At 68.7% G+C, this 25,193-nt stretch carries 23 protein-coding genes and 1 tRNA gene; 7 read left to right on the plus strand and 17 right to left on the minus strand.

Features of this window, described 5'->3' with window-relative positions:
* Nucleotides 1–28 precede the first annotated feature (28 nt).
* The 10 genes from NGJ44_RS11755 to mnmC form a co-directional block, all read right to left on the minus strand.
* The gene (locus NGJ44_RS11755; RefSeq protein WP_251864012.1) at nucleotides 29–880 is read right to left on the minus strand and encodes a metal ABC transporter permease; all 852 of its coding nucleotides are present in this window, start codon (nucleotides 878–880) and stop codon (nucleotides 29–31) included.
* Nucleotides 877–1,734: a metal ABC transporter permease gene (locus tag NGJ44_RS11760; protein WP_053245744.1), complete on the minus strand. Its 858-nt coding sequence runs from the start codon at nucleotides 1,732–1,734 to the stop codon at nucleotides 877–879. The genes NGJ44_RS11755 and NGJ44_RS11760 overlap by 4 nt, the downstream gene beginning before the upstream one ends.
* Entirely contained in the window at nucleotides 1,731–2,615 is an 885-nt protein-coding gene (locus tag NGJ44_RS11765) for a manganese/iron ABC transporter ATP-binding protein (RefSeq protein ID WP_053245745.1), read from the minus strand. Before NGJ44_RS11765 ends, NGJ44_RS11760 begins: the two co-directional genes overlap by 4 nt.
* Nucleotides 2,612–3,544: a metal ABC transporter substrate-binding protein gene (locus NGJ44_RS11770; protein ID WP_082308433.1), complete on the minus strand. Its 933-nt coding sequence runs from the start codon at nucleotides 3,542–3,544 to the stop codon at nucleotides 2,612–2,614. The genes NGJ44_RS11765 and NGJ44_RS11770 overlap by 4 nt, the downstream gene beginning before the upstream one ends.
* Nucleotides 3,545–4,355: 811 nt before the next feature.
* A tRNA-Lys gene (locus NGJ44_RS11775) sits at nucleotides 4,356–4,431 on the minus strand.
* A 61-nt stretch (nucleotides 4,432–4,492) separates the two neighbouring features.
* Nucleotides 4,493–5,290: a MetQ/NlpA family ABC transporter substrate-binding protein gene (locus tag NGJ44_RS11780; protein ID WP_053245747.1), complete on the minus strand. Its 798-nt coding sequence runs from the start codon at nucleotides 5,288–5,290 to the stop codon at nucleotides 4,493–4,495.
* A 50-nt stretch (nucleotides 5,291–5,340) separates the two neighbouring features.
* Nucleotides 5,341–5,994: a methionine ABC transporter permease gene (locus NGJ44_RS11785; RefSeq protein ID WP_053245748.1), complete on the minus strand. Its 654-nt coding sequence runs from the start codon at nucleotides 5,992–5,994 to the stop codon at nucleotides 5,341–5,343.
* Nucleotides 5,951–7,039 (minus strand): methionine ABC transporter ATP-binding protein, encoded by a 1,089-nt coding sequence (locus NGJ44_RS11790; protein WP_251864013.1) that lies wholly within the window; start codon nucleotides 7,037–7,039, stop codon nucleotides 5,951–5,953. Before NGJ44_RS11790 ends, NGJ44_RS11785 begins: the two co-directional genes overlap by 44 nt.
* Before the next feature lie 211 nt (nucleotides 7,040–7,250).
* Entirely contained in the window at nucleotides 7,251–9,479 is a 2,229-nt protein-coding gene (locus NGJ44_RS11795; RefSeq protein ID WP_053245750.1) for a glycoside hydrolase family 31 protein, read from the minus strand.
* Between the two features lie 245 nt (nucleotides 9,480–9,724).
* The gene (mnmC, locus tag NGJ44_RS11800) at nucleotides 9,725–11,593 is read right to left on the minus strand and encodes a bifunctional tRNA (5-methylaminomethyl-2-thiouridine)(34)-methyltransferase MnmC2/FAD-dependent 5-carboxymethylaminomethyl-2-thiouridine(34) oxidoreductase MnmC1 (RefSeq protein ID WP_251864039.1); all 1,869 of its coding nucleotides are present in this window, start codon (nucleotides 11,591–11,593) and stop codon (nucleotides 9,725–9,727) included.
* A 124-nt stretch (nucleotides 11,594–11,717) separates the two neighbouring features.
* Between mnmC and NGJ44_RS11805 the strand changes: the two genes are divergently transcribed.
* Nucleotides 11,718–12,587 carry an inositol monophosphatase family protein gene (locus NGJ44_RS11805; RefSeq protein ID WP_251864014.1) on the plus strand — a complete coding sequence of 290 codons (870 nt, stop codon included), beginning with the start codon at nucleotides 11,718–11,720 and terminating at the stop codon, nucleotides 12,585–12,587.
* Nucleotides 12,588–12,614: 27 nt separating this feature from the next.
* Here the strand turns inward: NGJ44_RS11805 and NGJ44_RS11810 are convergent, their stop codons facing one another.
* Nucleotides 12,615–14,306 carry an AMP-binding protein gene (locus NGJ44_RS11810; protein WP_251864015.1) on the minus strand — a complete coding sequence of 564 codons (1,692 nt, stop codon included), beginning with the start codon at nucleotides 14,304–14,306 and terminating at the stop codon, nucleotides 12,615–12,617.
* A gap of 73 nt (nucleotides 14,307–14,379) precedes the next feature.
* Between NGJ44_RS11810 and NGJ44_RS11815 the strand changes: the two genes are divergently transcribed.
* Nucleotides 14,380–15,576 (plus strand): M20 aminoacylase family protein, encoded by a 1,197-nt coding sequence (locus NGJ44_RS11815; protein WP_251864016.1) that lies wholly within the window; start codon nucleotides 14,380–14,382, stop codon nucleotides 15,574–15,576.
* Here the strand turns inward: NGJ44_RS11815 and NGJ44_RS11820 are convergent, their stop codons facing one another.
* Nucleotides 15,577–16,470 (minus strand): LysR family transcriptional regulator, encoded by an 894-nt coding sequence (locus tag NGJ44_RS11820; protein WP_251864017.1) that lies wholly within the window; start codon nucleotides 16,468–16,470, stop codon nucleotides 15,577–15,579.
* A gap of 112 nt (nucleotides 16,471–16,582) precedes the next feature.
* Between NGJ44_RS11820 and NGJ44_RS11825 the strand changes: the two genes are divergently transcribed.
* The 4 genes from NGJ44_RS11825 to pagP all read left to right on the plus strand — a co-directional run bounded on the left by NGJ44_RS11825 (nucleotide 16,583) and on the right by pagP (nucleotide 20,373).
* Complete coding sequence (locus NGJ44_RS11825; RefSeq protein ID WP_251864018.1) at nucleotides 16,583–17,665, plus strand: YeiH family protein; 1,083 nt, start codon at nucleotides 16,583–16,585, stop codon at nucleotides 17,663–17,665.
* A gap of 94 nt (nucleotides 17,666–17,759) precedes the next feature.
* Nucleotides 17,760–18,170, plus strand: coding sequence for an acyl-CoA thioesterase (locus NGJ44_RS11830; RefSeq protein WP_053245959.1), 411 nt, complete (start codon nucleotides 17,760–17,762; stop codon nucleotides 18,168–18,170).
* A 10-nt stretch (nucleotides 18,171–18,180) separates the two neighbouring features.
* The gene (mgtE, locus tag NGJ44_RS11835) at nucleotides 18,181–19,653 is read left to right on the plus strand and encodes a magnesium transporter (protein WP_251864019.1); all 1,473 of its coding nucleotides are present in this window, start codon (nucleotides 18,181–18,183) and stop codon (nucleotides 19,651–19,653) included.
* 159 nt (nucleotides 19,654–19,812) lie between these two features.
* A complete protein-coding gene (pagP, locus tag NGJ44_RS11840) occupies nucleotides 19,813–20,373 on the plus strand; it encodes a lipid IV(A) palmitoyltransferase PagP (protein WP_251864020.1) in 561 nt (186 codons plus the stop codon).
* A gap of 10 nt (nucleotides 20,374–20,383) precedes the next feature.
* Here the strand turns inward: pagP and NGJ44_RS11845 are convergent, their stop codons facing one another.
* The 3 genes from NGJ44_RS11845 to NGJ44_RS11855 form a co-directional block, all read right to left on the minus strand.
* Entirely contained in the window at nucleotides 20,384–21,031 is a 648-nt protein-coding gene (locus NGJ44_RS11845; RefSeq protein ID WP_251864021.1) for a gamma-glutamylcyclotransferase, read from the minus strand.
* 190 nt (nucleotides 21,032–21,221) lie between these two features.
* Nucleotides 21,222–21,680: an Lrp/AsnC family transcriptional regulator gene (locus NGJ44_RS11850; RefSeq protein WP_053245957.1), complete on the minus strand. Its 459-nt coding sequence runs from the start codon at nucleotides 21,678–21,680 to the stop codon at nucleotides 21,222–21,224.
* A 176-nt stretch (nucleotides 21,681–21,856) separates the two neighbouring features.
* A complete protein-coding gene (locus NGJ44_RS11855) occupies nucleotides 21,857–22,639 on the minus strand; it encodes an SDR family NAD(P)-dependent oxidoreductase (protein ID WP_251864022.1) in 783 nt (260 codons plus the stop codon).
* Between the two features lie 205 nt (nucleotides 22,640–22,844).
* Here NGJ44_RS11855 and NGJ44_RS11860 point away from each other — a divergent pair, with 205 nt between their 5' ends.
* The gene (locus NGJ44_RS11860) at nucleotides 22,845–23,396 is read left to right on the plus strand and encodes a cysteine dioxygenase family protein (RefSeq protein ID WP_251864023.1); all 552 of its coding nucleotides are present in this window, start codon (nucleotides 22,845–22,847) and stop codon (nucleotides 23,394–23,396) included.
* A 26-nt stretch (nucleotides 23,397–23,422) separates the two neighbouring features.
* Here NGJ44_RS11860 and NGJ44_RS11865 read toward each other — a convergent pair whose 3' ends face one another.
* Both NGJ44_RS11865 and NGJ44_RS11870 read right to left on the minus strand, forming a co-directional pair.
* On the minus strand, nucleotides 23,423–24,418 hold the full coding sequence (locus NGJ44_RS11865) for a tripartite tricarboxylate transporter substrate binding protein (protein WP_502802126.1): 996 nt from the start codon (nucleotides 24,416–24,418) through the stop codon (nucleotides 23,423–23,425).
* A 53-nt stretch (nucleotides 24,419–24,471) separates the two neighbouring features.
* Complete coding sequence (locus NGJ44_RS11870; protein WP_251864024.1) at nucleotides 24,472–25,191, minus strand: VOC family protein; 720 nt, start codon at nucleotides 25,189–25,191, stop codon at nucleotides 24,472–24,474.
* Between the last annotated feature and the right edge of the window lie 2 nt (nucleotides 25,192–25,193).

Raw genomic sequence — 25,193 nt, forward strand, 5'->3', positions numbered from 1 at the left:
GGCGATGGCGCGAACGCGCCCGTGAAACTCATCGCGGCGCGGCGCGCCTCGTCGTGGCGCGCCGCGCCCGCCACGACGCGCGTCCGAAGACAGCGACGAACAGAACGGACAGCACGACCACGATGGTCGGCGCCGGCGCGCTGTCCAGGAAAAAACTCAGGTACACGCCGGACAGGCATGCCGCCACCGAGATCGCGCAAGCCGCCGCCAGCATGGCGCCGAAGCTGCGGGTGAGCAGAAAGGCGATGGCGCCGGGCGCGATGAGCAGCGCGATGACCAGAATGACGCCGACGGCCTTGAGCGCTCCCACGATCGTCAGCGAAAGCAGTATCAGCAGCCCGTAATGGAGCAGCCGCACGCGCAGTCCCACTGTGCGGGCCTGCACCGGATCGAAGGCATGCAGCAGGAAATCGCGCCACTTCAGCGCAATCACGCCGGTCGTCAGCAACGCCACGGCGCCGCTTTCCAACAGGTCGCGCATGCCGGCGCCCAGCATGTCGCCGAAGAGTATGTGGTCCAGGTGCACGTCGGCCCGGATGCCGGCGTGGAGCACCACGCCCAGGCCAAACATGCCGGAAAACACCACGCCCATTACCGTGTCCTGCTTGAGCCGGCTGTTGGCCTGGATGTAGCCGGTGCCCAGCGCGCACGCCAGGCCAGCCACGACCGCCCCCGCCTCCAGCGGAATTCCCAGGATGTAGGCCAGCACCACGCCCGGAAACACGGCGTGCGACACCGCGTCGCCCATCAGCGCCCAGCCGCGCAGCACCATCAGGCACGACAGCAGCGCCGTGGGCACCGCGGCCAGCACGGAAATCAGCAGCGCCTGCAACATGAAATCGAACTGCAGCGGCGCCATGAGAACGTCGAGAATCTTCATGGCGCGGCCGCTCCCGAGGCCGCGCGGCGGCGCGCCGCCAGCAGGCCATGCCTGGGCGCGAAGACGAAAGCGGCCAGGAAGCACAGCGTCTGCAGCGTCACGATGATGCCGCCGGTGGCGCCGTCCAGAAAATAGCTCGCATAGGCGCCCGCCAGGCTCGTCGACGCGCCGATCGCCACGCTGATGGCCAACAGCCGGGGAAAGCGGTCGGTCAACAGGTATCCCGTGGCGCCCGGCGTCACTACCATGGCCACCACCAGGAACGCGCCGACCGTCTGCATGGCCGCCACCGTGCAGGCCGAGAGCAGGACGAAGAAGACTCCTTTCATGAGCACCGGGTTTATGCCCACCGAGCGCGCATGATGCTCGTCGAAGAATGCGATCAGCAATGCCTTCCATTTGCAGAGCAGGACGGCCAGCGACACGCTCCCGATGATGGCGAGCTGCAGCGTGTCTTCCGGCGTGATGGCCAGAATGTTGCCCAGGATAATGGTCTGGATGTTGACCGACACCGGAGACAGCGAGGCCATGAACAGGCCCAGCCCGAAGAACGCGGAGAAAACCAGCCCGATGACCACGTCTTCCTTGAGCCGCGTGCGGTGGTTCAGAAACAGCATGGCCCCGGCCGCCAGCATGCCCGACAGAAACGCGCCGGCCGAGAACGACAGCCCCAGCATGTAGGCTCCCGCGACGCCCGGCACGATGGCGTGCGACAACGCATCGCCGATCAGCGACCAGCCCTTGAGCATGAGATATGCCGAGAGAAACGCGCACACGCCTCCGACCAGCGCGGACACCCACATGGCGTTGACCATGTAGCCGTAGCCGAACGGCTCGGCCAGCAGACCGATCATGGCCCGCCTCCCGGCCTGTCCTGGGGATCGCGCGCCGTCGCGGTGTCGCCGTAGAACACCAGAGGGCGCTCGTCGTCGGAGAAAATGCCCACACTCTGCCGCCGCCGCTCGTCGGTTTCGTTCAGCATGAAGTGCCGCAGCACGCCCCCGAACGCCGCCTGCAGGTTGGCGCGCGTGAACACCTCGGCGGTCGGCCCGTAGGCCAGCACCTTGCGGTTGAGCAGCACCGCGCGGTCGCAGAACTCCGGCACGCTGCCCAGGTTGTGGGTGGACACCAGCATCACGCGGCCCTCGCGGCGCAACTGGCCGAGCAACGCGATGATGGCGTCCTCGGTGGTCACATCCACTCCGGTGAAGGGTTCGTCGAGCAGGATGACGCGGGCGTCCTGCGCCAGCGCCCGCGCCAGGAAGACCCGTTTCTTCTGTCCTCCCGACAACTCGCCGATCTGCCGCCGGCGCATCGCCTCCATGCCCACGCGCGCCAGCGCCGCCTCGACCATCTGCCGGTCCGCCGGCCCGGGCCGGCGCAGCCAGCCCATGTGCCCGTAGCGGCCCATCATGACCACGTCTTCCACCAGCACGGGGAAATTCCAGTCCACGTCCTCGCTTTGCGGCACGTAGGCGATCAGCTTGCGGCGCAGGGCTTCCCGGGCCGGCAACCCGAGCACGGCGACGCGCCCCCGGGCCAGCCGCACGAAGCCCATGATGGCCTTGAACAGCGTGGACTTGCCGCTGCCGTTCACGCCCACCAATGCCGTGATGGTGCCGGCCGGCGTCTCGAACCGCGCGTCCAGCAACGCGGTGTGGCCATTGCGGTAGGTAACCGTCGCGCCGCACACCTGCAGGCCGGGCGACGCCTCGTCGGGGGCCGGCCCGCTCAAGGCTCCAGCCCCCGGGCGATCGTTTCGGTGGTCACCCGCAGCAGGTCCAGATACGTGGGCACGGGTCCGGCCGGATCGCTGAGGGAATCCACGTACAGCACGCCGCCATAGCGGGCGCCCGTCTCGCGCGCCACCTGCCGCGCCGGATCGGCCGACACCGTGCTTTCGCTGAAGATGGCGGGCACGTGGTTCGCGATCACCGTGTCGATGACGCGGCGCACCTGCTGCGGCGTGCCCTGCTGATCGGCATTGATGGGCCACAGGTAGAGTTCCTTCAACCCAAAGTCGCGCGCCAGGTAGCTGAACGCGCCCTCGCTGGTGGCCAGCCACCGCCGCTCGGGGGCGATGGCCTGCAGCCGCGCGCGTATCGGCTCGATCGATTCCCTGATGCGCGCCTTGTACGCCTCCGCGTTCGCGCGGTACGTGTCCGCATGGGCCGGGTCATGCCTGGCGAGCGCGTCGCGGATATTGTCGACGTAGACCAGCGCATTGTCCGGCGACATCCAGGCGTGCGGATTGGGCTTGCCGCGGTAGGGGCCGGCGTCGATGCTCATCGGCTCGATGCCCTGGGTCACCACGGCGCCGGGAATCCCCTTGAGCCGCTGGAAAAAGCGCTCGAACCACAACTCCAGATTCAGACCGTTCCACAGCACCAGTTGCGCTCCCTGCGCGCGCGCCAGGTCGCCCGGCGTGGGCTGGTACTCGTGGATTTCCGCGCCCGGACGGGTAATGGAAACCACCTCCGCGGCGTCTCCCGCCACATTTCGCGCCATGTCGGCAATGACGGTAAAGGTGGTGACAACCTTGAATTTCTCCGCCCCGTGGGCGGGCAGGAAAGCCAGGGCCAGGACGGCTCCGGCCGCCCAGCCTGCGGCGCGCAGGACAGGCAGGCGCGCGCGGCGGCGCAACGATCTCAATGCGAGGAACATAGTGCAACTCCGGAAATCAACGATGTCCAACCTGTCCGCCCGGCGAGCGGGACGGAGCATGTCAGCGAAAACGCATCAACAGGAAGGAATCGGGCGCAGTTGCATAAAACCTCGTGGTCCCCGCGATTCTATGCCAGGTTCCTGTTTTGCGGCACCCGCAAACTGGAACGCGCCCTCGCGGTCCGGCAAGCGCGGCGCGGCGGAACGATGGGATATCCGATGCCAGGGCAACCGCGAGATGTCGCTCATCCAGAGCGATCCAAGATGGACAACGAAGGCATCTTGACGCTCCCGAGTCGCACGCGGGCGATGCTGCGGGAACGCCGCGAATCCGTGAAGGGCTTTCGCTGCCGTCATGTTTCCCCCAAGCTCAAGGGGCGTCGATGGGCGCGCGAAGACTTACTGCGAGGCCGTGCGACCGGCGCGATCCAGAATCACATTGAGAAGTGTGAACGTAACCTGGCCCCCGGACGCGGACGGGGTAACGCCCCACGCAGTCCGCGACGCCTACGCGGCGCGGCTTGTTCAGGCGAAGGGCGGATCGCTGCTGAAGGTGTCGAAGCTCCTGTGGCGCGCAACCGTCGTAATGACTCAGAAGTACGCGCACTTGTCGCCTGAAGCGACTGGAGCCGACGCGGCGGATGCCCTGGATCGCCTCCATTCGATGAATCGACAGAGGGTGACGACTCTATGGGTCGTGTTCAAAGGGAAGGGGTCACAGAATCGGACACAGTAAGTAGTACGCACAGGCCACATACTACTGAACGACGCCAGAAACGTCTTCGCCTCGAATGAGGCAGGAATGAGGAAGTGGTGGGTGGTGCGAGACTCGAACTCGCGACCAACGGATTAAAAGTCCGCTGCTCTACCGACTGAGCTAACCACCCGACCGAAGCGCGAAATTATGGCGGATTTCGCGCTTGCTGTCAAAACACGGCGGGCTGGCGCTTACCAGGCCGCCACCACCGCGCCCTTGAACTTGCTCTGGATGAAGTCCTTCACCGGCTGGCTGTGGTAGACGGACACCAGCCTGGCGAATTCGGGGCGATCCTTGTCCTTGGCTCGCACGGCGAGCACGTTGGCGTACGGGGAATCGGGCGATTCCTGGGCGATGGCGTCCTTGGCGGGGTTCAGGCCGGCCTCGAGCGCGAAGTTGGTGTTCACGGCCGACGCGTCGGTGTCGTCCAGCGAGCGCGGCAGCTGGGCGGCGTCCAGCTCGATGAAGCGCAGCTTCCGGGGATTTTCGATCACGTCGATGGGCGTGGCCTTCAGGCCCGCCTCCGGGCGCAGCTTGATGAGGCCGTTGGCCTGCAGCAGGAGCAGCGCGCGGCCGCCGTTGGTGGGGTCGTTGGGCAGCGCGAAACGGGCGCCCTCCTTCAGTTCGGAGAGCGACTTGATCTTCTTGCTGTAGATGCCGATCGGGAAGATGACGGTCTTGGCGATGCTGACCAGGTTGTAGCCGCGGTCGGCGTTGGCGTTGTCCAGGTACGGCTGGTGCTGGTAGCTGTTCACGTCCAGGTCGCCCGAGGCCAGGGCCACGTTGGGCTGCACGTAGTCGGAGAACTCAATGATGTCGATCTTCAGGCCCTGCTTGGCAGCCTCCTGCTTGACCACTTCCATGATCTGCGCGTGCGGGCCGGCGGTAACGCCGATTTTCAGCGGCTTGTCCTGCGCCAGCGCGGGCTGGGCGAATACGGCGGCGCCCAGGGCGAACGCGGCCAGCGACTTCAGAAGCTTGATGCTCATGTTGCGGATTTCCAGGTAGACGGAAAGGAAAAGGAAGAAAACCTGCCGGGTCAGCGGTGCGACATGCGCCGCACGAAGCGGTCGCCCAGGCTCTGGATGGCCTGCACCAGCACGATCAGCACGATCACCACCGCGGCCATCACGTCGGACTGGAAACGCTGGTAGCCATAGCGGATGGCCAGGTCGCCCAGCCCGCCGCCGCCGATGGCGCCGGCCATGGCCGAGTAGCCGATGAGGCTGACGACGGTAACGACGGTGGCGGCCACCAGGCCGGGCAGCGCCTCGGGCAGCAGCACCTTCACGATGATCTGCATGGGCGAGGCGCCCATGGCGCGCGCCGCGGTGACCAGGCCCGGATCGACTTCGCGCATGGCGTTCTCGGCGATGCGCGCCATGAACGGAATGGCCGCCACGGACAGCGGCACGATGGCCGCCGTGGTGCCGATGGAGGTCTGCGCCACCAGGCGCGTGAACGGGATGATGGCCACCATGAGTATCACGAACGGCACCGAGCGCGTGGCGTTGATGACGGCCCCCAGCACGTGGTTGACGGGCTGGTTCTCCAGCATGGCGCCGCGCGAGGTCACGGTGAGCGTCACGCCCAGCGGAATGCCGATCGCCACCGCGATGGCGCTGGCCACGCCCACCATGAGCAGGGTGTCAAGCAGCGAGGTGATGAGCAGGTCGATCAGTTGCGGGTTCATGAGCGATTTCTTCAACGGTAATGTCACGGGCGGCCAGGGCGGCGATGGCGTCGCGGACCGCGGCGGACGCGCCTTGGGCCAGCACGAAGATCGTGCCGACGGCCACGCCCTGGATGTCTTCTACGCGCGCCTGCACCAGGCCCAGGTCCAGCCCGTGCTGGCGGGCCAGGTCGGACAGGAAGGAGCCGGAGGCGTCATTGCCCTTGAGCGACAGGCGCAGCAGGCGCACGGCGTGGCCGGGACGGGCCTGCGCCTGCGCGGCGATGCGCTCCTTGACGGCCGCCAGAGTGGCGTCGGTGAGATCGGACGCGGTGGCGGCCGACACCATGGCGCGGGTCACTTCGTGGCGCGGCTGGGCGAACACTTCGCGGGTGCTGCCCAGTTCCACCACCTGGCCCTGCGACAGCACGGCCACGCGGTCGCACACTTCGCGCACGACTTCCATCTGGTGAGTAATCATCACCACGGTCACGCCGGTCTTGCGGTTGATGTCGCGCAGCAGGGCCAGGATGTTATGGGTGGTTTCCGGGTCGAGCGCCGAGGTGGCCTCGTCGCTGAGCAGCACGTCGGGGTCGTTGGCCAGGGCGCGCGCAATGCCCACGCGCTGTTTCTGGCCGCCGCTGATCTGGCTGGGATAGCGGTCGCGCAGGTGCTCCAGCCCCACCAGCGCGAGCAACCGCTCCACGCGGGCGGGAATCTCGCTCTTGGCCACGCCGGCGATCTCCAGCGGCAAGGCGACGTTGCCGTACACCGTGCGGCGCGACAGCAGATTGAAGCCCTGGAACACCATGCCGATGCGGCGGCGCTGGCTGCGTAGCTGGGCTTCGGTCAGGCCGGTGAGCTGGGTGCCGCCGATGGAAATGCTGCCCTCGTTCGGCCGCTCCAGCAGGTTGATGCACTGGACCAGCGTGCTTTTGCCGGCGCCGCTGGGGCCGATGATGCCGAAGACCTCGCCCTGCTCGATGCGCAGGTTGATGCCGCGCAGCGCCTGGAACTGGCCGTGCGGCGTCGCGTAGGTCTTGGATAGGTTCTCGATGTGAATCATGGCAAGCGATTTTGTATCTTTTCTCTTCTTAAGAGAACGACAGTTTGTTCCACTTTTAATAACTATTGGTTATATAAAGTCCAGTGCAAGCGCGCTTCGCGGCAGGAATGAGGGCCCGCCAAAAACGCGGAAAGGGCAGCCGCGAGGCATGGCCTCCCGACTGCCCTTCGCCTTGTCCTGCGCCCCGGCATGCCGCCGGCCGGCGCCGGCGCTAGCGCGCCCGTGAAATGCGGACTTCGGCGCCGCGGCGCTTGACTTCCAGCCCCTCGGAGGGCGAGATGCGCAGCCCTTCGAGGCCCTTGATGTAGCTGGATCCCTGCATCTGCATGACGCGGATCTTGTTGCGCATGACCACGGGGTTATGCATGGGCATGCCGAACATCCAGACCTCGTCGAGGATGCGCGCGGAGTTGAACTCGCCGGTGTGCTGGGCGGCGGGTCCGAGACAGAGCATGTGGCCTTCGCGGCCGAACACCGGGTACTGGCCCAGGTCGCACTCGACCGTCCAGGTGGTGCCGCCTTCGTAGCGGTGGCCGGTGTTGAGGTCCCACCAGGCTTCGCCCTTGGGCAGATAGACGCGCGCCTGGGTGCCCGGCTCGGTGATGGGCGCCACCAGCAGCGCGGGGCCCAGCAGGTATTGCAGGTCCCAGTCGTGCGCGTGCGCGTCGTGCGGGAACGACATGGCCATGGAACGCTGCACCGGCAGGCCGGTGCGGGCGGAATCCTCGATGGCGCCCAGCACGTAGGGCACCAGGCGGTAGCGCCACTGCATCCAGGTGCGGGCATGGGCCAGGGTTTCCTCGCCGAAGTCCCAGGGCATCAGGCCGTCCGCGCCCTGGAACGCGAAGTTCGCCGAGAAGATGCCGGCGGTGAGCCAGCGCAGGTACAGCTCGGGCGTCATGCCGGCGCGGTCGCGGGCGGCCGAGCCGATGCCGTGCACCTGCACCGGCACGGCGCTGGCGCCGATGGACAGCGCCGTGCGCAACGTGTGCCGCAGGCCCTCCCAGGTATTGTCCACCTCGGGGCCGGCCTGCCACGGCAGACGCTGGGCGGCGGGGAACAGGTCGCCGCTGGGCACCACGCCTTCCGGCGGCACCTTCAGGCCGGCCACGGCGTCGAACAGGGCGCGGCGCGCGAGCAGCGGGTAGATCGTGCGCAGCGTGGCGCCGGTTTCGCCGCCGCGCGCGGACACGCCGTCGGGAATCGCGATCTGGGCGTCGCAGGCGGGCGCGTCCAGGCCGTCTTCGATGAGCTGGCGGTGACGCTCCACCCAGAGGTTGTAGATGTCGCGGTAGGTGAGGTCGAGCAGGCCGTAGGGCTGGCCCGAGGTGGCCGCGTTGCCGTCGAACACCTGGGCCGAGCCGTCGTCGCGGGTGAGCAGCCAGCCCCGGTCTTCGAGCTCTTCGAACAAGGGGCTGTTCTTGAGCACGCCCGGGAAACCGGACGCCGCAACGTGCACGTTGTGCTTGTGGAAAAGCGCCAGCATCTGGCGCGCGTCGGGAAAACGCTGCGCGTCCCACTCGAAGACGGCCTTGTCGGGCGAGAAGCCCCAGGCGGCGGGCTGGGCCAGCTTCACCGCGTCGATGGGAATCTGGTTTTCGCGCATGCGGGCCACCAGGGCGGCGGTCTGCGTGGGCATCTCGCCGGCGGCCTGCTGCAGCCAGGCGCCCATGGCCCACAGCACGGGCTGGCCCGCGCGGCCGGTGAGCGCCGAATATTGGTTGAGGATCTCGGCGGGCTCGCCCGCAAAGAAGAAAAGGTCGAGGACGCTGTCTTCCACCGTGAGCACGTAGGCCGACTCCGCCGGCTCCGCACCCACCGCGTGCTCGACGCGGCTGACGGTGTTCACGTACACGCCCCAGCCGCGCGGGCTCCATGCCAGCGGCAGGGCGCGATGCTCGGGGTCGTCGGAAACCACGGTTTCCTCGCGGCGGTTGAGGTCTCCGGGAGTTTCGCCCAGGCCGTAGACGCGCTCGTCGCCGTGCAGCGCGAACGCGGCCGTCCAGACCGCATCCGCCGGCTCGGCGAGCCCATCGTGGCCGAAGGCCGGCGCGTGGGCCGACACGTCGGATTCGAGCACGCGTTCTTCATTGCGCACCAGCGCCACGCGCACGGGATTGGTGAGCACCTCGAGCGCCACGTCGCCCTGCGCGATGCGCCAGCCCTCGCCATCGTCGCGGGGCGAAACCGTGGCTTCTCCCACGGCCTCCTGGCGCGCGAGCAGCATCTCGGCCACCACGCGCGCCCGGGAGCCGGGCTTGATATCGTCGGCAAGAAGGTTGGCCGCGCCGCAGCGCAGGCGGAATACGCCGGGCGCATGCGCCTCGACTACCAGGTGCAACCCATCGCCCGCGTCGAAATCGATACGACTGGGACGGGACGTCAGCAGGTCGACATTGTCGAGCTGGGTAGTATGGGCAAAGTCGAACTTGGGCGGCACAGAGCATCCCCCGGCTTAAGCCAAAAACCATCAAAAGACGCTATTTTGACGGATTTGGGCTTTGAAATAAACTCGGTCCCTCTTCTGGGCGGTATCCTCATCCAAAAAAAGGGCCGCAAAACGGCGCGCCTTCCGTCCTTCGGACGCGGCCCGCCGGCGGGGTTTTCGCGGCATTGTGGCGCCACATTCGCGCAAGCTCGCCCAACTGTCCATAACCGCCGGGCTACGCCCCCCGCCCCCAAGGGTCAGCGCGGCCCGATCAGGCGCAGCAGATCCGACTCCAGCGGCATGGGCTCGCCGGCCAGCGCCGCCCCGATCACTTCGCCCATGAGCGCCGACCACGACAATCCGCGCGACGCATAACCGGCCGCCAGCCAGACGCCGGGGGCGTGCGGCAGCTCGCCCACCGCCGGCAGGCGGCCGGGCAGCACGGCGCGCCAGCCCGCCCAGCCCGGCAAAGCGCCCGGCTTCAGCGCCTCCAGGCCGGGAAACCGCCGCCCCAGAAGCCCGGCGGCCTTGCCCAGCGTGACCCGCTGGCCCTCGGCGCTCACCGCCGCCGCCCGGGCGCCGTGCACATAGGTACTGCCCGCCACGCAGCCGTCGCCCGAGTCGGGCAGCAGATAGCCCTCGCCGCCGATGATGCAGCGCGGCCCGCCGTCCAGGGCCCCGGGAGGCACGAGGGTCACCTCGCCCGCCAGGGCGTGCATCTGCGCCATCCGGGGCAGCGGATCGAGCAGCCCGCTGGCCTGGAGCACGGCGCGCGAGCCGGCCGCGTTGGCCAGCACCACGGCCGGGGCGCGGGCCAGTTCGCGCCCCGCGCCGTCCAGTGCGCGCCAGCCGCCGCCCTCGCGCGCGATGCGCGCCACCTCGCCGCCCAGAACGCCGATGCCGTCGGCCGCGAGCAGCGCATCGATGAGGGCGCCGGGCCGGATCAGCATGCCGTGCGGAAAGAACACCCCGCCGCGCGCCACCGGCAGGCCCGCCAGCGCGCTGGCCTCCTCGCGGTCCACCTGGCGCACCCATTGCTCGGGAAAACGCAGCGCGGCCAGCGTGTCGGCCATGGCCGAGGCGCGGCCCGCATCGCGTTCCAGCTGGATCGTGCCGCACACCCGGGGCGCGGCCGAGGGCGGCAGGCCGCTCCAGCGGGCTTGCGCGCACAGGCTGCCCGCCCGGGACAGACGGGCGCGCGCATTGTCGTCGCGCGCGATCACCGGCGTCAGGGCCGCCGCGGCATGGCCCGCGTGGACCGGCGCCCCGCCGGCCCGCCCCGCGTCCACCACGGTCACCCGCCACCCGCGCCGCGCCAGCGCGCGCGACACCCCGGCGCCGGCCAGGCCGGCCCCCACCACCAGCGCATGGCGCTCGCCGCCCGGCCACGGCGCGGGCCGCGGCCGGGCCGCCCGGATGACACCCTGGGTCATATGCCACTTGGGCCCGAAACCGGGCGCGCGGCGCACCTCGAACCCCGCCTCGTCCAGCGCCCGCCGCAAGGCCCCCGAACTCGACCACGTGGCCACCGTGGCCTGCGGCGCGGCCAGCCGCGCCAGCGCCTGCATCAGCGCCGGGGACCACATGCCGGGGTTGCGGTCCGGCGCGAAGCCGTCCAGGAAATAGGCGTCCACCCGCGCATCCAGCCAGGGCGCCACCGCCTCGGCCCGGCCGAAGGCCAGGGTGAGCGTGACCGCGCCGCCCTCGAACTCCAGGCGGTGCAGGCCCGGCAGAGGCAAGGGCCATTGCGCGGCCAGCTGCGCCGCCAGATCCGCCTGGGATCCGTGCGCATAGCGGGCCAGCAGCGCGGCCAGCGCATCGCGCCGGAACGGATGCCCCTCGATCGACAGCACGTGCAGACGGGCCGGGCGCGCCGGATCCTCGCGCCAGGCCTGCCACAACGCCAGGAAGTTCAGCCCGAGCCCGAAACCCGTCTCGCACACCGTGAAAACATCGCGCCCGCGCCAGCGCGCGGGCAGGCCGTTGCCGTTCAGGAACACGTGCCGGGCCTGGCCCAGCGCCCCCGCGCTGGAGTGGTACACGTCGCCATACGCGGGGCAATAGAGACGCCCCTGTTCGTCGATTTCCGCCTCGGCGGGAATGAGGGGCTCGTAGGAATCGGACATGGCGCGGCAGGGACGGGCGGGTGACATGAAACGGACGCCATTATCCCGCGCCGCGTTGGATGCGCGCCACAGCCCGGGCGGCGGATTGCGACCTTAGGCGCAGGCTCGGGCTTACACTGGGCCCATGGACACCTACGACCCGCCCCGCCCCAAGGCGCTGCCGATCGACCTCTGCGCAGCCATCGACGCCGCTGTCAACGCGGCCCACGCCGGGGCCGCCGTGCTGCAATCCTATGCCCATCACCGGGCCGACCTGGTCATCGACCGCAAGGCCCGCAACGATCTCGTGTCCCAGGCCGACCGCGAGGCCGAGGCCGTCATCATCGAGGAACTGCGCGCGCGGGCGCCGGGCTTCGCCATCGTGGCCGAGGAAACCGGAGGGCAGGCCGACGGCGCCGCCACCTGGTACATCGATCCGCTGGACGGCACCACCAACTTCCTGCACGACATTCCCCACTACGCCGTGTCGATCGCCCTGGTCGCGCGCGCCGGCGCCCAGGTATCGGCGCAGCAGGCGCTGGCCGAGGACACCCCGGTAGTGGGCGTGATCTACGACCCCAACCGCGAAGAGCTCTTCACCGCCGCCCACGGCCTGGGCGCCTGGCTCAATGGCCGGCGCATCGCCGTCTCCCGCACCCCGTCCATCGACGACGCGGTGCTCGCCACCGGCTTTCCGTTCCGCGATTTCTCTTTCGCCGGCCAGTACATGCCCATGCTCCACGACGCCATCAACCGCTCGCGCGGCGTGCGCCGCATGGGCGCGGCGGCGCTGGACCTGGCCTGGACGGCCTGCGGCCGGTACGACGGCTATTGGGAAATGGGGCTGGCGCCCTGGGACGTGGCCGCGGGCGCTGTCATCGTGCGCGAAGCGGGCGGCGTGTGCTGGGACATGCACCGGCAAGATCCCTGGCCCATCGGCGGTCGGCTCGTGGCCGGCAATCCGCGGGTGGGCCAGGCCCTCTACGACATGGTGGCCCCGCACCTGCGGAAATAGGCGGGGGGCCGAAGCGCAACGCCCGCTTCAATGGCCCGACATGGCGGACACGGCCTCGTCGCGCAGCTCGCGCCGCAGGATCTTGCCGACGTTGCTCTTGGGCAGTTCGTCGCGGAACTCCACGTAGCGCGGCCGCTTGTAGCCGGTGAGCTTGTCCTTGCACCAGTCCTGGATCTGCGCCTCGGTCAGCGAGGCGTCTTTCTTCACCACGAACACCTTCACGGCTTCGCCCGAATGCTCGTCGGGCACGCCCACGGCGGCGCATTCCAGCACGCCCGGGTGCGCGGCCACGGCAGCCTCCACCTCGTTGGGATAGACCTTGAAGCCCGAGACCGCGATCATGTCTTTCTTGCGGTCCACGATGCGGGTGTAGCCCTGCTCGTCCATGATGCCGATGTCGCCCGTGCGGAAAAAACCGTCGGCCGTCATGGCGTGGCGCGTTTCCTCGGGCTTCTGCCAGTAGCCCAGCATGACCTGCGGCCCGCGTATGCCCACCTCGCCGCGCTCGCCCCGCGGGACTTCACGTCCCTCGTCGTCCAGGATGGCCACGTCGGTCGAGGGCAGCGGCAATCCGATGGAGCCGGAATACGCGGTGGCGTTGGTGGGGTTCACCGTGGCCACGGGAGAGGTTTCGGACAGCCCGTAACCCTCCACCAGCGGCCTGCCGGTGATCTGCAGCCAGCGTTCGGCCACCTGGCGCTGCACCGCCATGCCGCCGCCCAGGGTGAGCCGCAGCCCCGAGAAATCCAGCCTGGCGAACGCCGGATTGTGGGCCAGCGCGTTGAACAGCGTATTGACCCCCGGAAACACGTTGATGGGCGTCTTGCGCCACGCCGCGATGAGCGAGGCCTGGTCGCGCGGATTGATGATGAGCACGTTGCGCATGCCCGCGTGCAGCCCGTACAGACCGCAGACCGTCATGGCGAACACGTGGTAGAGCGGCAGGGCGCTGAGAATGGTGAGCTGCTGGCCGGCCAGGTCGTGCACCACGGGCTGCGCCACCGCCTCGGTCTGCAGCACGTTGGCGACCAGGTTGCCGTGCGACAGCATGGCTCCCTTGGGCACGCCCGTGGTGCCGCCCGTGTACTGCAGCACCGCCAGGTCGCCCATGGCCAGCCTGGGCGGAGTGAAGCTGCGGCGCGCGCCCTCGCCAAGCACGTCGACCAGCTTGCGGGCGCCGTCGATGCGCCACGCCGGGATGATCTTCTTCACGTAGCGCGCCGCCAGGTTGACCAGCGGCGCCTTCAGGCCGCCCAGCAGGTCGCCGGGCCCCGTCACCACCACGTGCTTCAGCGAGCCGCGGTCGCGCACCTGCTCAAGCGTGTGCGCGAAATTCTCCAGGATGAGAATGACCGAGGCGCCGCTGTCGAGCAGCTGGCGCTGCAGCTCCTCGGCCGTATAGAGCGGATTCACGTTCACCACCACGTGTCCGGCGCGCAGCGTGCCCAGCATGCCCGCCAGGTAGGCCGGCACGTTCGGCATCATGAGCGCCACCCGCGCCCCCCGCGCCAGGTCCAGGCCCTGCAGCCAGCCCGCGAAGGCGCGGGCGTGGGCGTCCAGCTGGGCATAGGTGATGTCGCTGCCCATGGCGGTGCAGGCGATGCGCGACGCATATCGCTGGCACGCGCGGTCGAGCAGGTCGACCAGCGAGCCGTAGCCATCGGTGGAAATCTCCGCCGGAACCCCTTCGGGATAGTGCGCGAGCCAGGGACGGTCCATCGTATTTGTCTCCCTTAATCGATTTTTGGATTGATGATACCCTTCCTTCGTTCCCTCTCTTGCGCCGATTCCTATGAAACTGCTCGAACCCATCGTCGCCTGGCGCCAGGACATCGCCGCCATCCGCCGCGACATCCACGCCCATCCCGAACTTGCCTTTGAAGAATTCCGCACCGCCGACGTGGTGGCCGCCAAGCTGCAGGAATGGGGCATCGAAACCGACCGGGGCCTGGGCGGCACCGGCGTGGTGGGCATCGTGCGCGGCAACCGGCCGGGCGAACGCGCGGTCGGCCTGCGCGCCGACATGGACGCCCTGCCCATGCAGGAAGCCAACACCTTCGCCCACGCCAGCAGGCACGAGGGCAAGATGCACGCCTGCGGCCACGATGGCCACACGGCCATGCTGCTGGCGGCGGCCCGCTACCTGTCGCAGCACCGCGACTTCGCCGGCACCGTCTACCTGATCTTCCAGCCGGCCGAAGAAGGTGGCGGCGGCGCCAAGCGCATGATCGACGACGGCCTTTTCACGCGCTTTCCCATGGAAGCGGTGTTCGGCATGCACAACTGGCCGGGCCTGCCGGTGGGCGCGTTCGGCCTCACCGCCGGCCCCATCATGGCCTCCAGCAACGAGTTCTCCATTGTCATCAAGGGCAAGGGCTCGCACGCGGGCATGCCCAACCTGGGCATAGACCCCGTCATGGCCGCGGTGCAGCTCGCCCAGTCGCTGCAGACCATCATTACGCGCAACCGCAATCCGCTCGACGCCGCCGTGCTGAGCATCACCCAGATCCATGCCGGCAGCGCCGACAACGTGGTGCCCAACCACGCCGAACTGCGCGGCACGGTACGCACCTTCACCCTGGAAGTGCTCGACCTCATCGAGCGCCGGATGCAAGAAATCTCGCGCCACACCTGCGCCGCGCTGGGCTGCGAAATGACTTTCGAGTTCCACCGCAACTACCCGCCCACCATCAACCACGCCGACGAAGCCGCATTCTGTGCCGAGGTGCTGCGCGGCATCGTGGGAGCGGAAAACGTGAACGACCACGTGCAACCCACCATGGGCGCCGAGGATTTCGCGTTCATGCTGCAGGAAAAACCCGGCTGCTACGTCTGGATCGGCAACGGCGCCGGCGAGCACCGCGACAGCGGGCATGGCCTGGGCCCCTGCATGCTGCACAACGGCAGCTACGACTTCAACGACGAGCTCCTGCCGCTGGGCGGCACATACTGGGTGCAGCTTGCGCTGCAGTGGCTGGCCCGCCCCTGATCAGGCTTCCTGGCCCGGACGGGCGGCCAGGCACAGCGCGAGAAAGCGCCCGGCAGACCGGGCGGCCGCATCGGCATGCGGCACCAGAATGCTGAGCGTGCGCGTGAGCGGCCGCGGCAGCAGCCGCAGCGCGGCCAGCGCGCCGTCTTCGTGACGCATCGACATCACCGAGACGAACCCCACGCCCAGCCCGGCCCGCACCGCCTGCTTCACCCCCTCCACGCCCGCCAGTTCCAGCCCCACGGCGGGTGCCAGGCCCGCATCCTCGAAAGCCCGCTCCACCAGCCGCCGCACCCCCGAACCGGGCTCCCGCATGACGAGCGGCGACGCCGCCAGGTCGCGCAGCGTGGCGGCGCCTTTGCCGGCCAGGGCATGATCGGCCCGCACGACGGCCACGACTTCGTCCTGCCGCCAGGCGTGCACGGCCGTGTCCGCCGGCAGGCCCGCCGGCACGTCGCCCTCGATGAAAGCCAGGTCCAGCGCCGGCAGCCGCTCGACGATTTCGCGCGTGTTGCCGTCCGACAGGTGCAGGCTCACGGCCGGATGCGACTGGCGGAAATCCGCCACCAGGCGCGGCAACAGGTAGCTGGCCGGCGTGGTGCTGGCGCCCAGGCGCAGCACGCCCGTTTCCAGGCCGCGCCAGGCATCGCGCACCGCGTGCGCCTGGCGGTAGGCCTGCCGCAGCTGGCGGGCCTGTTCGGCCAGCCGCTCGCCGGCGTCCGTGAGCGCCACGCCATGGCCGCTGCGCCGGTACAGCGGCTCGCCGAACCACTCCTGCAGCGCTCGCAACTGGCCCGAGACCGCCGGCTGGGACAGATGCAGAATCTGCGCGGCCCGGCTGATGTTGCCGGCATCGGCCACGCAGGCAAAGGTGAGGAGCTGGTCGGGCGTCATGGCTCGATATCGGTAATTTGGATAGTAATTATAGAAAATAAAAATTTTTCAAATAATAGCGGCCTCATTAATATTTCGGGAAGTTATTAAGTTATGCCCAGAAAGGCCCGCCATGAGCTCCTCCTCCACCGCCGCCCCGCTTTCCGCACCCGCCGCGAGCCCCGCCCACGCGGCGCCCGCCACGCCATGGCGCGACCGCCTCAACGGCGTGCTGTTCGTCGGCCTGATGGCCGCGGCCGTCATGCAGCTCGCCGACCTGCCCTTCATCCGGCAGCTCGGGTTCTCGCCGCTGGTGGTGGGCATCGTTTGCGGCATGCTGTACGGCAACTTCCTGCGCGGCACCATGCCGGCGGAATGGGGCGCGGGCGTGAACTTCACCGCGCGCCGCCTGCTGCGCATCGCGGTGGCGTTCTACGGGCTGAACATCAGCATCCAGCAGATCATGGCGGTCGGGCTGCCGGGCCTGGCGGTGTCGGTCTCGGTCGTGGTGGGCACCCTGGTCATCGGCACCGTGGTGGGGCAGCGCCTGCTGGGCCTGGACCGCGACACCGCCATGCTCACCTCGGCGGGCAGCGCCATCTGCGGCGCCGCCGCCGTCCTGGCCTTCGAGCCCACGCTGCGCGCGGCCCCGCACAAGAGCGCGGTGGCGGTCGCCACGGTGGTGCTGTTCGGCACGCTGTCCATGTTCCTGTACCCCGTGCTCTACCACGCGGGCTGGCTGGGCCTGGACACCCAGGCGCTGGGCATCTACATCGGCGGCACCATACATGAGGTGGCCCAGGTGGTGGGCGCGGCCAGCAACATCGATCCGGCCACCACCGAAGTCGCCACCATCGTCAAGATGACGCGCGTGGCCCTGCTGGTGCCGGTGCTGCTGGTGCTGGGCATGTACCTGCGCAGCGCCGCCAGCCATGCCGGCGGCCACGGCAAGGGCGCCAAGCTGCCCATTCCCTGGTTCGCGGTGGGCTTTCTCGCGCTGGCCATCATCAATTCGCTGCACGTCCTGCCGGCCGACGCGGTGGCCGCCATCCGCCGGCTCGACGTCTTCGCGCTCACCATGGCCATGACGGCCCTGGGCATCGAAACCCGCTTCGCGCAGATCCGCAAGGCCGGCCCCCGCGTAATGGCGCTGGGCCTCATCCTATACGCCTGGCTGTTGGTTGGAGGCTACGGCATCGTCAAACTCGCCGCCTGACGCCGCCCGCCGGCGGCGGGCGGGCGCAAAGCGGCATACCCGGGTCTGATTTTTCCTGCATAATCGGCTGGTTTCCCGCCATGGAGCCGGCCGCATGACCTCCAGCACCCCCGTCCCCTTCACTACGCTTCCCACCGACCGCGAACCCGTGCTGCGCGTCATGCCCATGCCGGCCGACGCCAACATCCATGGCGACGTGTTCGGCGGCTGGATCATGTCGCAGGTGGACATCGCCGGCTCCATTCCCGCCGCCCGGCGGGCCGCGGGCCGGGTGGCCACCGTGGCCGTCAACGCGTTCCAGTTCAAGCAGCCCGTCTTCGTCGGCGATCTGCTCAGTTTCTACGCCGCCATCGTCAAGACCGGCACCACGTCCATCACGGTCGCGGTGGAAGTCTATGCCGAACGCCAGCGGCTCGACGCCGAGGTGGTCAAGGTCACCGAAGCCACCCTCACCTACGTCGCCACCGACGAAGCGCGCCGCAGCCGTCCCCTACCCAAACTTTGAGCCGTAACGCATGACGCAGTCCGCCGCCGCGCAGAAACCGCCCGCGACGCCCCGCCGCCTCGACCCCGAAGACGCCCAGCACGCCCTGGCCGAAGTCCAGGAGCGATTGCGCCGCCAGCAACTGGTTTCCGACCTGGTGCACCGCCAGGAAGAAGGCGACGACAAGGCATCCCTGGTCGAAGACCTGGTGCAGCGCCAGCACGAGGCCGAGCTGAAGCAGCTGCTCGACGGCCTGCATCCGGCCGACATCGCCTTCATCCTGGAGTCGCTGCCCAAGGACGAGCGCCAGGCCATCTGGAAGCTGGTCAGCCCCGAACACGACGCCGACGTGCTGCTCGAGGTCGAAGACTGGGTGCGCGAATCGCTCATCGAGGCGATGGACCGCCAGGACCTGGTGGCCGCTACCGGCAACATGGACGCCGACGAGCTGGCTGACCTGGCGCCGGACCTGCCGCCCGACGTGGTGGCCGAGGTCCAGAAGGGCCTGACCGAAGAAGAGCGCGCGCAACTGCTGGAAGCCATGGGCTATCCGGAAGACAGCGTGGGCGCCATCATGGACTTCGAGATGGTGCGGGTGCGCGAGGACGTGACCCTGGAAGTCGTGCTGCGCTACCTGCGGCGGCTGCACGAACTGCCCGACCACACCGACCAGATCTTCGTCGTGGACCGCCAGGACAAGCTCCAGGGCATCCTGCCGCTCTCGCGCCTGCTCGTCAGCGAGCCCGAGACCGAGGTGCGGGCCGTGATGAACTCCGATTTCCTCACGCTCAACCCGCTCGACTCCGACGCCGACGCGGCCGGCGCCTTCGAACGCTACGACCTGGTGTCCGCGCCGGTCATCGACGACCAGGGCCGCCTCATCGGCCGCGTCACCATCGCCGACGTGGTGGACGTGATGCGCGAAGATTCCCAGGAGCAGGCGCTTTCGCGCGCCGGCCTGCAGGAAGAAGACATCTTCGCGCCGGTGACCACCGCGTTGCGCAACCGCGCGCCGTGGCTGCTGTTCAACCTCTGTACGGCCGCCACGGCCTCCTTCGTGGCGTCCCAGTTCGAGAGCACGGTGAGCCACATCGTGATCCTCGCCTTCCTCATGTCCATCGTGGCGGGCATCGGCGGCAATTCGGGCAACCAGACCATGACGCTCATCATCCGCGCCCTGGCCATGGGCCGCATCACGGGGCGCAACATCTGGCAGCTCATCAAGCGGGAGCTGTTCGTGACCCTCATGGTGGGCCTGTGCGGCAGCGTGGGCGCGGCGCTTTTCGCCTGGGCCATTTCCGATTCGATCTCCATCGCGCTCGTCATGATGGCCGCCATGGTCTGCAACATGCTGGTGGGCGCCAGCGTCGGCGTGCTCGTGCCCATGGTGCGCGCGCGCTTTGGCAAGGATCCGGCCATGGGTTCTTCGGTGCTGCTCACCTTCGCCACCGACTCGCTGGGGTTTTTCATTTTCCTGGGACTGGCCACGCTCTTTCTTTTGTAGGGCCGGCACAACGTAAACCTACGAATCTTGCCGCCGGCGGGCGGCGCGCGCCGGGCTGAAAGCCGACCGACAGGGAAACCCGTGACAGCGCCTTTACAGTAGAGGGCGTTGTCTTTCTCTCCCGCCGCGCGGCCCACGGCCGCCCCGGTTTGCCGCCGCATGTACGCCAGAGTCCGCATCGCCCTCGCCTGCTTCCTGTTTTCCCTTTCCGTCTTTCCCCACGCCGCCCGCGCATGCGACAGCGTGCCCGCGTGGGCCCGGTCCGCCTGCGGCCGCCTGGACCAGATATGGAGCCAGGGCGGCGACGATCTCTATCTGACCGGCTATGCCTGGCACAACCGCGGCGCGTACAGCGCGGACAAGATCCGGAGCTTCCGCGAGTTCGCCATCGGCGGCGGATACGGGCGCAGCATTTACGACGAAGACGGCGACTGGCAGGGCCTGTACGCCATGGCCTTCCTGGATTCGCACAGCAAGGTCGAACCCATCGCGGGCTACGGTTTCCTGAAAATCGGCCAGGTGAGCGAGAACTTCCGGCTCGGCGCGGGCTACACCGTGTTTCTCACCGCCAGGCGCGACATCATGCATTACGTGCCCTTTCCCGGCGTGCTGCCGCTAGTGGGCGCGGGATACAGGAACGCCATGCTCTACGCCACCTACATCCCGGGCGGCCAGGGCGCGGGCAACGTGCTCTTCGTGTTCGGACGCTGGGCCTTCTGAAGCAAGCGCTCTAGCCGCCCGCGCCGGCTTCTTCGAGAGGACGTCCCATCATGCCGCCGCCCAGCCTGCGCACCAGTTCGCCCAGGCGCCAGTCCTCGATGCCGTGCGCGCGCAGCGCCCGCTCCGTTTCGACCACGTAGTCCAGGCAGGGACCCGACTGGCCCACCGCATTGCGCACCGAGGCCAGCAGCCGGTCTTCGCTCAGGCCGGCGGCATAGTGCCGGCATGCGCGGTTCAGCAGGAATACCAATCCCCTGACCGGCTGTGGATCGGTATGGCAGGCCAGCCAGCGCGGCGTGTAGGCGCCCGACACCATTTCGCGCCGCCACAGCATCTGGAACACGTCCGGCACCTCGTTTGCAGCGACCCGGAACGCCACCCCGCGGCAGCAGCCGCCCCGGTCGAGCCCGAACACCAGACCGGGATTGTCGGGCGACCCGCGATGATCGTGCGACCAGAGACAGAGCGAGCGGTGGTAGCCGCGCACCGTGGCCAGGCGGCGCTCGCGCCAGGCAAAGCCGGGCCGCCAGATCAGCGAGCCATAGGCGAACACCCAGAGATCGTCCACGCCGTTCCAGCCGGCGAGCAATTCCTCCACCGACGCCGCGCCGCGCGTCTTGTCCGATCCGCCGCAGCCGGCGGGCACTGCCAACGACATAGCTTCCTCTGATAGCCCGGAAATACGCTCCCATGCGGGAATGGGCGATATCCTACGCCGCGGACCACGCAAAATCATTGCGCGATGAGGGGGGCGACAGCCGTCCGCCGGCAAATTGCATCCGCCGCGCGGCCTTCCGGGGAAATAAATTTGCGCGCCGCGCGAACCGGCGCGCGGCGGGCTGCCCGCCTCACACGGCGTCCAGCGGCAGCTCGGTAGTGCTCTTGATGACTTCCATGGAAAAGCTGGCGCTCACGTCCAGCAGGTCCACCGCGTCGATCAGCCGCCGGTAAAAGCGGTCGTAGGCCGCCATGTCCTCGACCACCACCTTGAGCAGGTAATCGATGTCGCCCGCCATGCGGTGGAACTCCACCACGTTCGGCAGGGCCATTACCGCGCCGATGAGGCTCTGCGTCCACTTGGCATTGTGCTGGCTGGTCTTGATGGACACGAACACCGTCAGGTTCAGCCCCAGCGCCCGCGGATCGAGCAGGATGGCATTGCGCGCGATGACGCCGTCGTCCTTGAGCTTCTGGATGCGACGCCAGCAGGGCGTGACGGAAAGGTTCACCTGCTCGGCGATTTCCGCGACCGAGCAGGTAGCGTCTTTCTGCAGCAAGGCCAAGATCTTGATGTCGGTCTGGTCCATGGGCTTTCCTCGGGACGGCAACCCGGCGCACGCCGCCGTCCTGCCGCGATAAGGGCCCAATCTTGCCCGTTCCGCCGCGCCGCGTAAAGACGCGGCCGGCCCAGGCGCGGCCGGCCCAGGCGCGGCCGGCCAGGCGCGGCCGGCGAGGCGCGGCCGGCGGGGCCCGCCCCTCTCCTTCAGTACGTGCCCGGATATCCGCCGCCGTCGAGCAGGATGTTCTGCGCCGTCATGTAGCCGGCCTGGGCCGAGCACACGTATGCGCACAGCGCCCCCAGCTCCTCGGGCTGGCCATAGCGGCCGGCCGGGCTGGCGCGCCCGCGTTCGTCCCACAACTGCTCGAAGGTCTTGTCTTTGTGGTCGGCCAGCATGCCCTGGATGTGCCGCACCTGGGCGTCCGTGGCGAATGCGCCGGGCAGGAGATTGTTGATGGTGACGTTGTGCCTGACGGTCTGCCGCGCCAGCCCGCCGACGAAACCGATGAGCCCCGAGCGCGCGCCGTTGGACAGCCCCAGCTCGGCGTGCGGGGCCTTCACGCTGCGCGACACGATGTTGACGATGCGCCCGAAGCGCCGCTGCACCATGCCGTCCACCACGCGCCGGATCATGTCGATGGGCCCCAGCATCATCGCATCCAGCGCGGCGATCCAGTCTTCCCGCGTCCAGTCGCGGAAATCTCCCGGCAGCGGGCCGTCGGCGTTGTTGATGAGGATGTCCGGATGCGGACAGGCGGCCACCGCGGCTTCGCGCCCGGCCTCGCGCGTGAGGTCGGCCGAAACCCAGCCCACGCCGATGCCGGTCGCCTCCGAAATCTCTTTTGCCGCCGCTTCCAGCGTTTGCGGATTGCGGGCCGCAATGGTCACGCGCACGCCTTCGCGCGCGAGCTGCAAGGCGCATGCCTTGCCCATGCCGCGGCTCCCCCCGAACACCAGCGCCGTCTTGCCGGCGATGCCCAGATCCATGCCTGACTCCCTAGGCGCGCAGCGCGCCCCCACGGCGCGCTTTCCCGCGAGCGACCAGTATAGGTGGGGCCGCCGCCCCGGGAAATGGAATATTTTTCTAATCGAAGCCGGCGGCGCGCCGAATTTGGCAAAGGCATTCCCGCGAGAGTCCCTAAGATGAAAACGGTTCCACCCCGGTTTCCCTGATTCGCGCCGAGACTTTTCCATGTCCATCCTTGCCCACGCTTCACCCGACCTGCGCTCGCTGGGCGCCTCGGTCGAAGCCGCCCAGATGAACGCGGCGCGCACGCTGCTGCGCGAGCTCGCCAGCCGCGTGGCCGACGCGGGCGACATGCTGGCCGGCCTGCCCGCCGAATTGCGCGCCGGCCGCGCCGAATCCTATACCCGGCACATTGCCTACGCCGATCCGCACGGCGCATTCACCATTGCCTATCTCATCTGGCGCCCGGGGCAGTTCAGCCCGGTGCACGGCCACAAGACCTGGTGCACCTACCAGGTCCTGCAAGGCGAGCTGAGCGAAACCCACTACCGCTGGGATCCGTCCACCCGGACCGCCATCCCCCATGGCCGGGTCGTGCGCCGCCCCGGCGACGTGGTCACCGCCGTCCAGGGGCTGCGCCAGATCCACCGCCTGGGCAATGCCTCGGAGCAGGTGGCGGTGTCCCTGCATATCTACGGCGTGGCCGAGTCCGATATCTGCACGGGCGTGAACCACCTCGTGCAGGCGGAGGGCCGAACCGATTCCGCCCGCCCATGAAAAAGGGGCCTTGCGGCCCCTGCGGATCAGTTCTCCAGATTGATGTGGTTCTTCTTGATGAAGGTGCTCCAGCGCTGGTATTCGGACTTCACGTAGGCGTCCAGCGCGGGCCCATCCGAGGCCACGATCTCGAACCCGGCCTCGGCCAGCTTGCGGCGCACATCGGGATCAGCCAGCACGGTCTGGAAGGACTTGGTCAGCTTCTGGATCGTCGCGGCCGGCGTGCCCTTGGGCGCGAACATGCCGCTCCACGAATACGCCACGAAGCCCGGGAAGCCGGACTCCGCCACGGTGGGCACGTCGGGCAGGTCGGCCAGGCGCTTTTCGCCGGCCACCGCCAGCGGCTTGATCTTGCCGGCCTGGATCTGCCCGCGCAGCGCGGCGAAGCTCAGCCAGGTCATGTCGGCCTGCCCGCCCACCACGGCCTGGATGGCCGGTCCGCCGCCGCCATACGGCACGTGCAGCAGATCCACCTTGGACAGGCGTTTCAGTTCTTCCGGAGCCAGATGGTTCAGCGAGCCCACGCCGGTGGAGGCATAGTTGAACTTGTTGGGCGGCTGCTTGGCCGCTGCAGCCAGGAATTCCTTGAGCGTCTTGCCGGGCACCGAAGGATTGGCGCCGATCACCAGCGGAAAGCGCACGGTCTGCGTGATCGCCACGAAATCCTTGAAGGTGTCGTAGGGCAGGTTGGGTTTGACGGCCGGATTGATGCCGTGATTGTCGAAACTCACCAGCAGCGTGTTGCCGTCGGGCTCGGCGCGGGCCACGAAGGCCGTGGCGATCTGGCTGGCGGCGCCGGGGCGGTTCTCCACCACCACCGGCCGGCCGCCCAGTTCCTTGGACAGGCGCGGCTGCAGGATGCGGGCCAGGATGTCGGTGCTGCCGCCCGGCGGATACGGCACCACCAGCACCAGGGGCCGCTGGTCGGCGGCCATCGCCGCCGTGGGCGTGCCCAATGCGCCGCCCGCCGCGGCCAGCATGCAGGCCGCAGCCAGCGCGCGCTTGAAAAATGTCATGGTCATGCTGATTCCCCTGTCTGCTGGTAGGTATTCGGATAGGGAGCCGGCCTCTCCCGCTACAGGCCGGTATCGAGCGTGTAGTGCGAGCCGCCCCGGTTCTCCAGGGTAAGGGACTCGAGGGCGGGCGTGGCCGCGGATGCGTCTTCGCGCACGCGCAACCGCAGGTTGGCCAGCGGCACGTCCCAGCCGCCCGCGCCGGGTTCGGCGGCCGCGTCGGCCACCAGCGCCAGCCGCTCGGCCGCCGCGCGCGGGTCCGCGGCCCGCGCGTCGATGCGCAGGATGCGGGTGGCGCCGTTGGGATGAACCATGAGCCCGGGCGACCACACGCACTCCGGCGTCAGGTGGCGGCAGAAGTACATGCGTATGCCCGGCAGCGGCTGCTCGGCAAAGCGCACCGTGTGAAAACGGGCCTGCATCTCGCGTCCGTCGACCAGGGCCGGGCGGGTGAGTTCCTGCACCGGATTGACCGCAAAGCCCGCCGCGCGCAGGCGTTCGTAGGTAGCCTGGGCATCGTGCGTGCGAAACACCAGGGCTTCCAGCCCGAAGGGCGAGTCGGCGATTTCCTTGCGGGCCGGCGGCGCGCCCTGCGGCCAGCCCAGCAGCTCGATGTAAGCGCTTTCCAGCACGATGAGCCGGTTGCAGGAACCGAGGTTGTGCACCGCCTTTTCGCTCAGGTGGAACCCCTGGCGCTCGAAGTGCGGCGCCAGTTCGTCGAGCCGGTCGCGCACCATGATCACGGCATGGTCGAACTCGGTGCGTCCTACGGCATGCAGCATGG

The organism is Achromobacter sp. Marseille-Q4962 (assembly GCF_943737005.1).
GTDB lineage: Bacteria > Pseudomonadota > Gammaproteobacteria > Burkholderiales > Burkholderiaceae_B > Achromobacter.

Bases quoted from the DNA above. Each gene is read 5' to 3' on its own strand.
- NGJ44_RS11850 (WP_053245957.1), bottom strand. From the start codon at position 21,680: ATGGACCAGACCGACATCAAGATCTTGGCCTTGCTGCAGAAAGACGCT.
- NGJ44_RS11780 (WP_053245747.1), bottom strand. From the start codon at position 5,290: ATGAGCATCAAGCTTCTGAAGTCGCTGGCCGCGTTCGCCCTGGGCGCC.
- mnmC (WP_251864039.1), bottom strand. From the start codon at position 11,593: ATGTCCGATTCCTACGAGCCCCTCATTCCCGCCGAGGCGGAAATCGAC.
- NGJ44_RS11815 (WP_251864016.1), top strand. From the start codon at position 14,380: ATGAAACTGCTCGAACCCATCGTCGCCTGGCGCCAGGACATCGCCGCC.
- NGJ44_RS11870 (WP_251864024.1), bottom strand. From the start codon at position 25,191: ATGCTGCATGCCGTAGGACGCACCGAGTTCGACCATGCCGTGATCATG.
- mgtE (WP_251864019.1), top strand. From the start codon at position 18,181: ATGACGCAGTCCGCCGCCGCGCAGAAACCGCCCGCGACGCCCCGCCGC.
- NGJ44_RS11830 (WP_053245959.1), top strand. From the start codon at position 17,760: ATGACCTCCAGCACCCCCGTCCCCTTCACTACGCTTCCCACCGACCGC.
- NGJ44_RS11865 (WP_502802126.1), bottom strand. From the start codon at position 24,418: ATGACCATGACATTTTTCAAGCGCGCGCTGGCTGCGGCCTGCATGCTG.
- NGJ44_RS11820 (WP_251864017.1), bottom strand. From the start codon at position 16,470: ATGACGCCCGACCAGCTCCTCACCTTTGCCTGCGTGGCCGATGCCGGC.
- NGJ44_RS11805 (WP_251864014.1), top strand. From the start codon at position 11,718: ATGGACACCTACGACCCGCCCCGCCCCAAGGCGCTGCCGATCGACCTC.
- NGJ44_RS11755 (WP_251864012.1), bottom strand. From the start codon at position 880: ATGAAGATTCTCGACGTTCTCATGGCGCCGCTGCAGTTCGATTTCATG.
- NGJ44_RS11785 (WP_053245748.1), bottom strand. From the start codon at position 5,994: ATGAACCCGCAACTGATCGACCTGCTCATCACCTCGCTGCTTGACACC.
- NGJ44_RS11825 (WP_251864018.1), top strand. From the start codon at position 16,583: ATGAGCTCCTCCTCCACCGCCGCCCCGCTTTCCGCACCCGCCGCGAGC.
- pagP (WP_251864020.1), top strand. From the start codon at position 19,813: ATGTACGCCAGAGTCCGCATCGCCCTCGCCTGCTTCCTGTTTTCCCTT.
- NGJ44_RS11790 (WP_251864013.1), bottom strand. From the start codon at position 7,039: ATGATTCACATCGAGAACCTATCCAAGACCTACGCGACGCCGCACGGC.
- NGJ44_RS11855 (WP_251864022.1), bottom strand. From the start codon at position 22,639: ATGGATCTGGGCATCGCCGGCAAGACGGCGCTGGTGTTCGGGGGGAGC.
- NGJ44_RS11770 (WP_082308433.1), bottom strand. From the start codon at position 3,544: ATGTTCCTCGCATTGAGATCGTTGCGCCGCCGCGCGCGCCTGCCTGTC.
- NGJ44_RS11845 (WP_251864021.1), bottom strand. From the start codon at position 21,031: ATGTCGTTGGCAGTGCCCGCCGGCTGCGGCGGATCGGACAAGACGCGC.
- NGJ44_RS11810 (WP_251864015.1), bottom strand. From the start codon at position 14,306: ATGGACCGTCCCTGGCTCGCGCACTATCCCGAAGGGGTTCCGGCGGAG.
- NGJ44_RS11860 (WP_251864023.1), top strand. From the start codon at position 22,845: ATGTCCATCCTTGCCCACGCTTCACCCGACCTGCGCTCGCTGGGCGCC.
- NGJ44_RS11760 (WP_053245744.1), bottom strand. From the start codon at position 1,734: ATGATCGGTCTGCTGGCCGAGCCGTTCGGCTACGGCTACATGGTCAAC.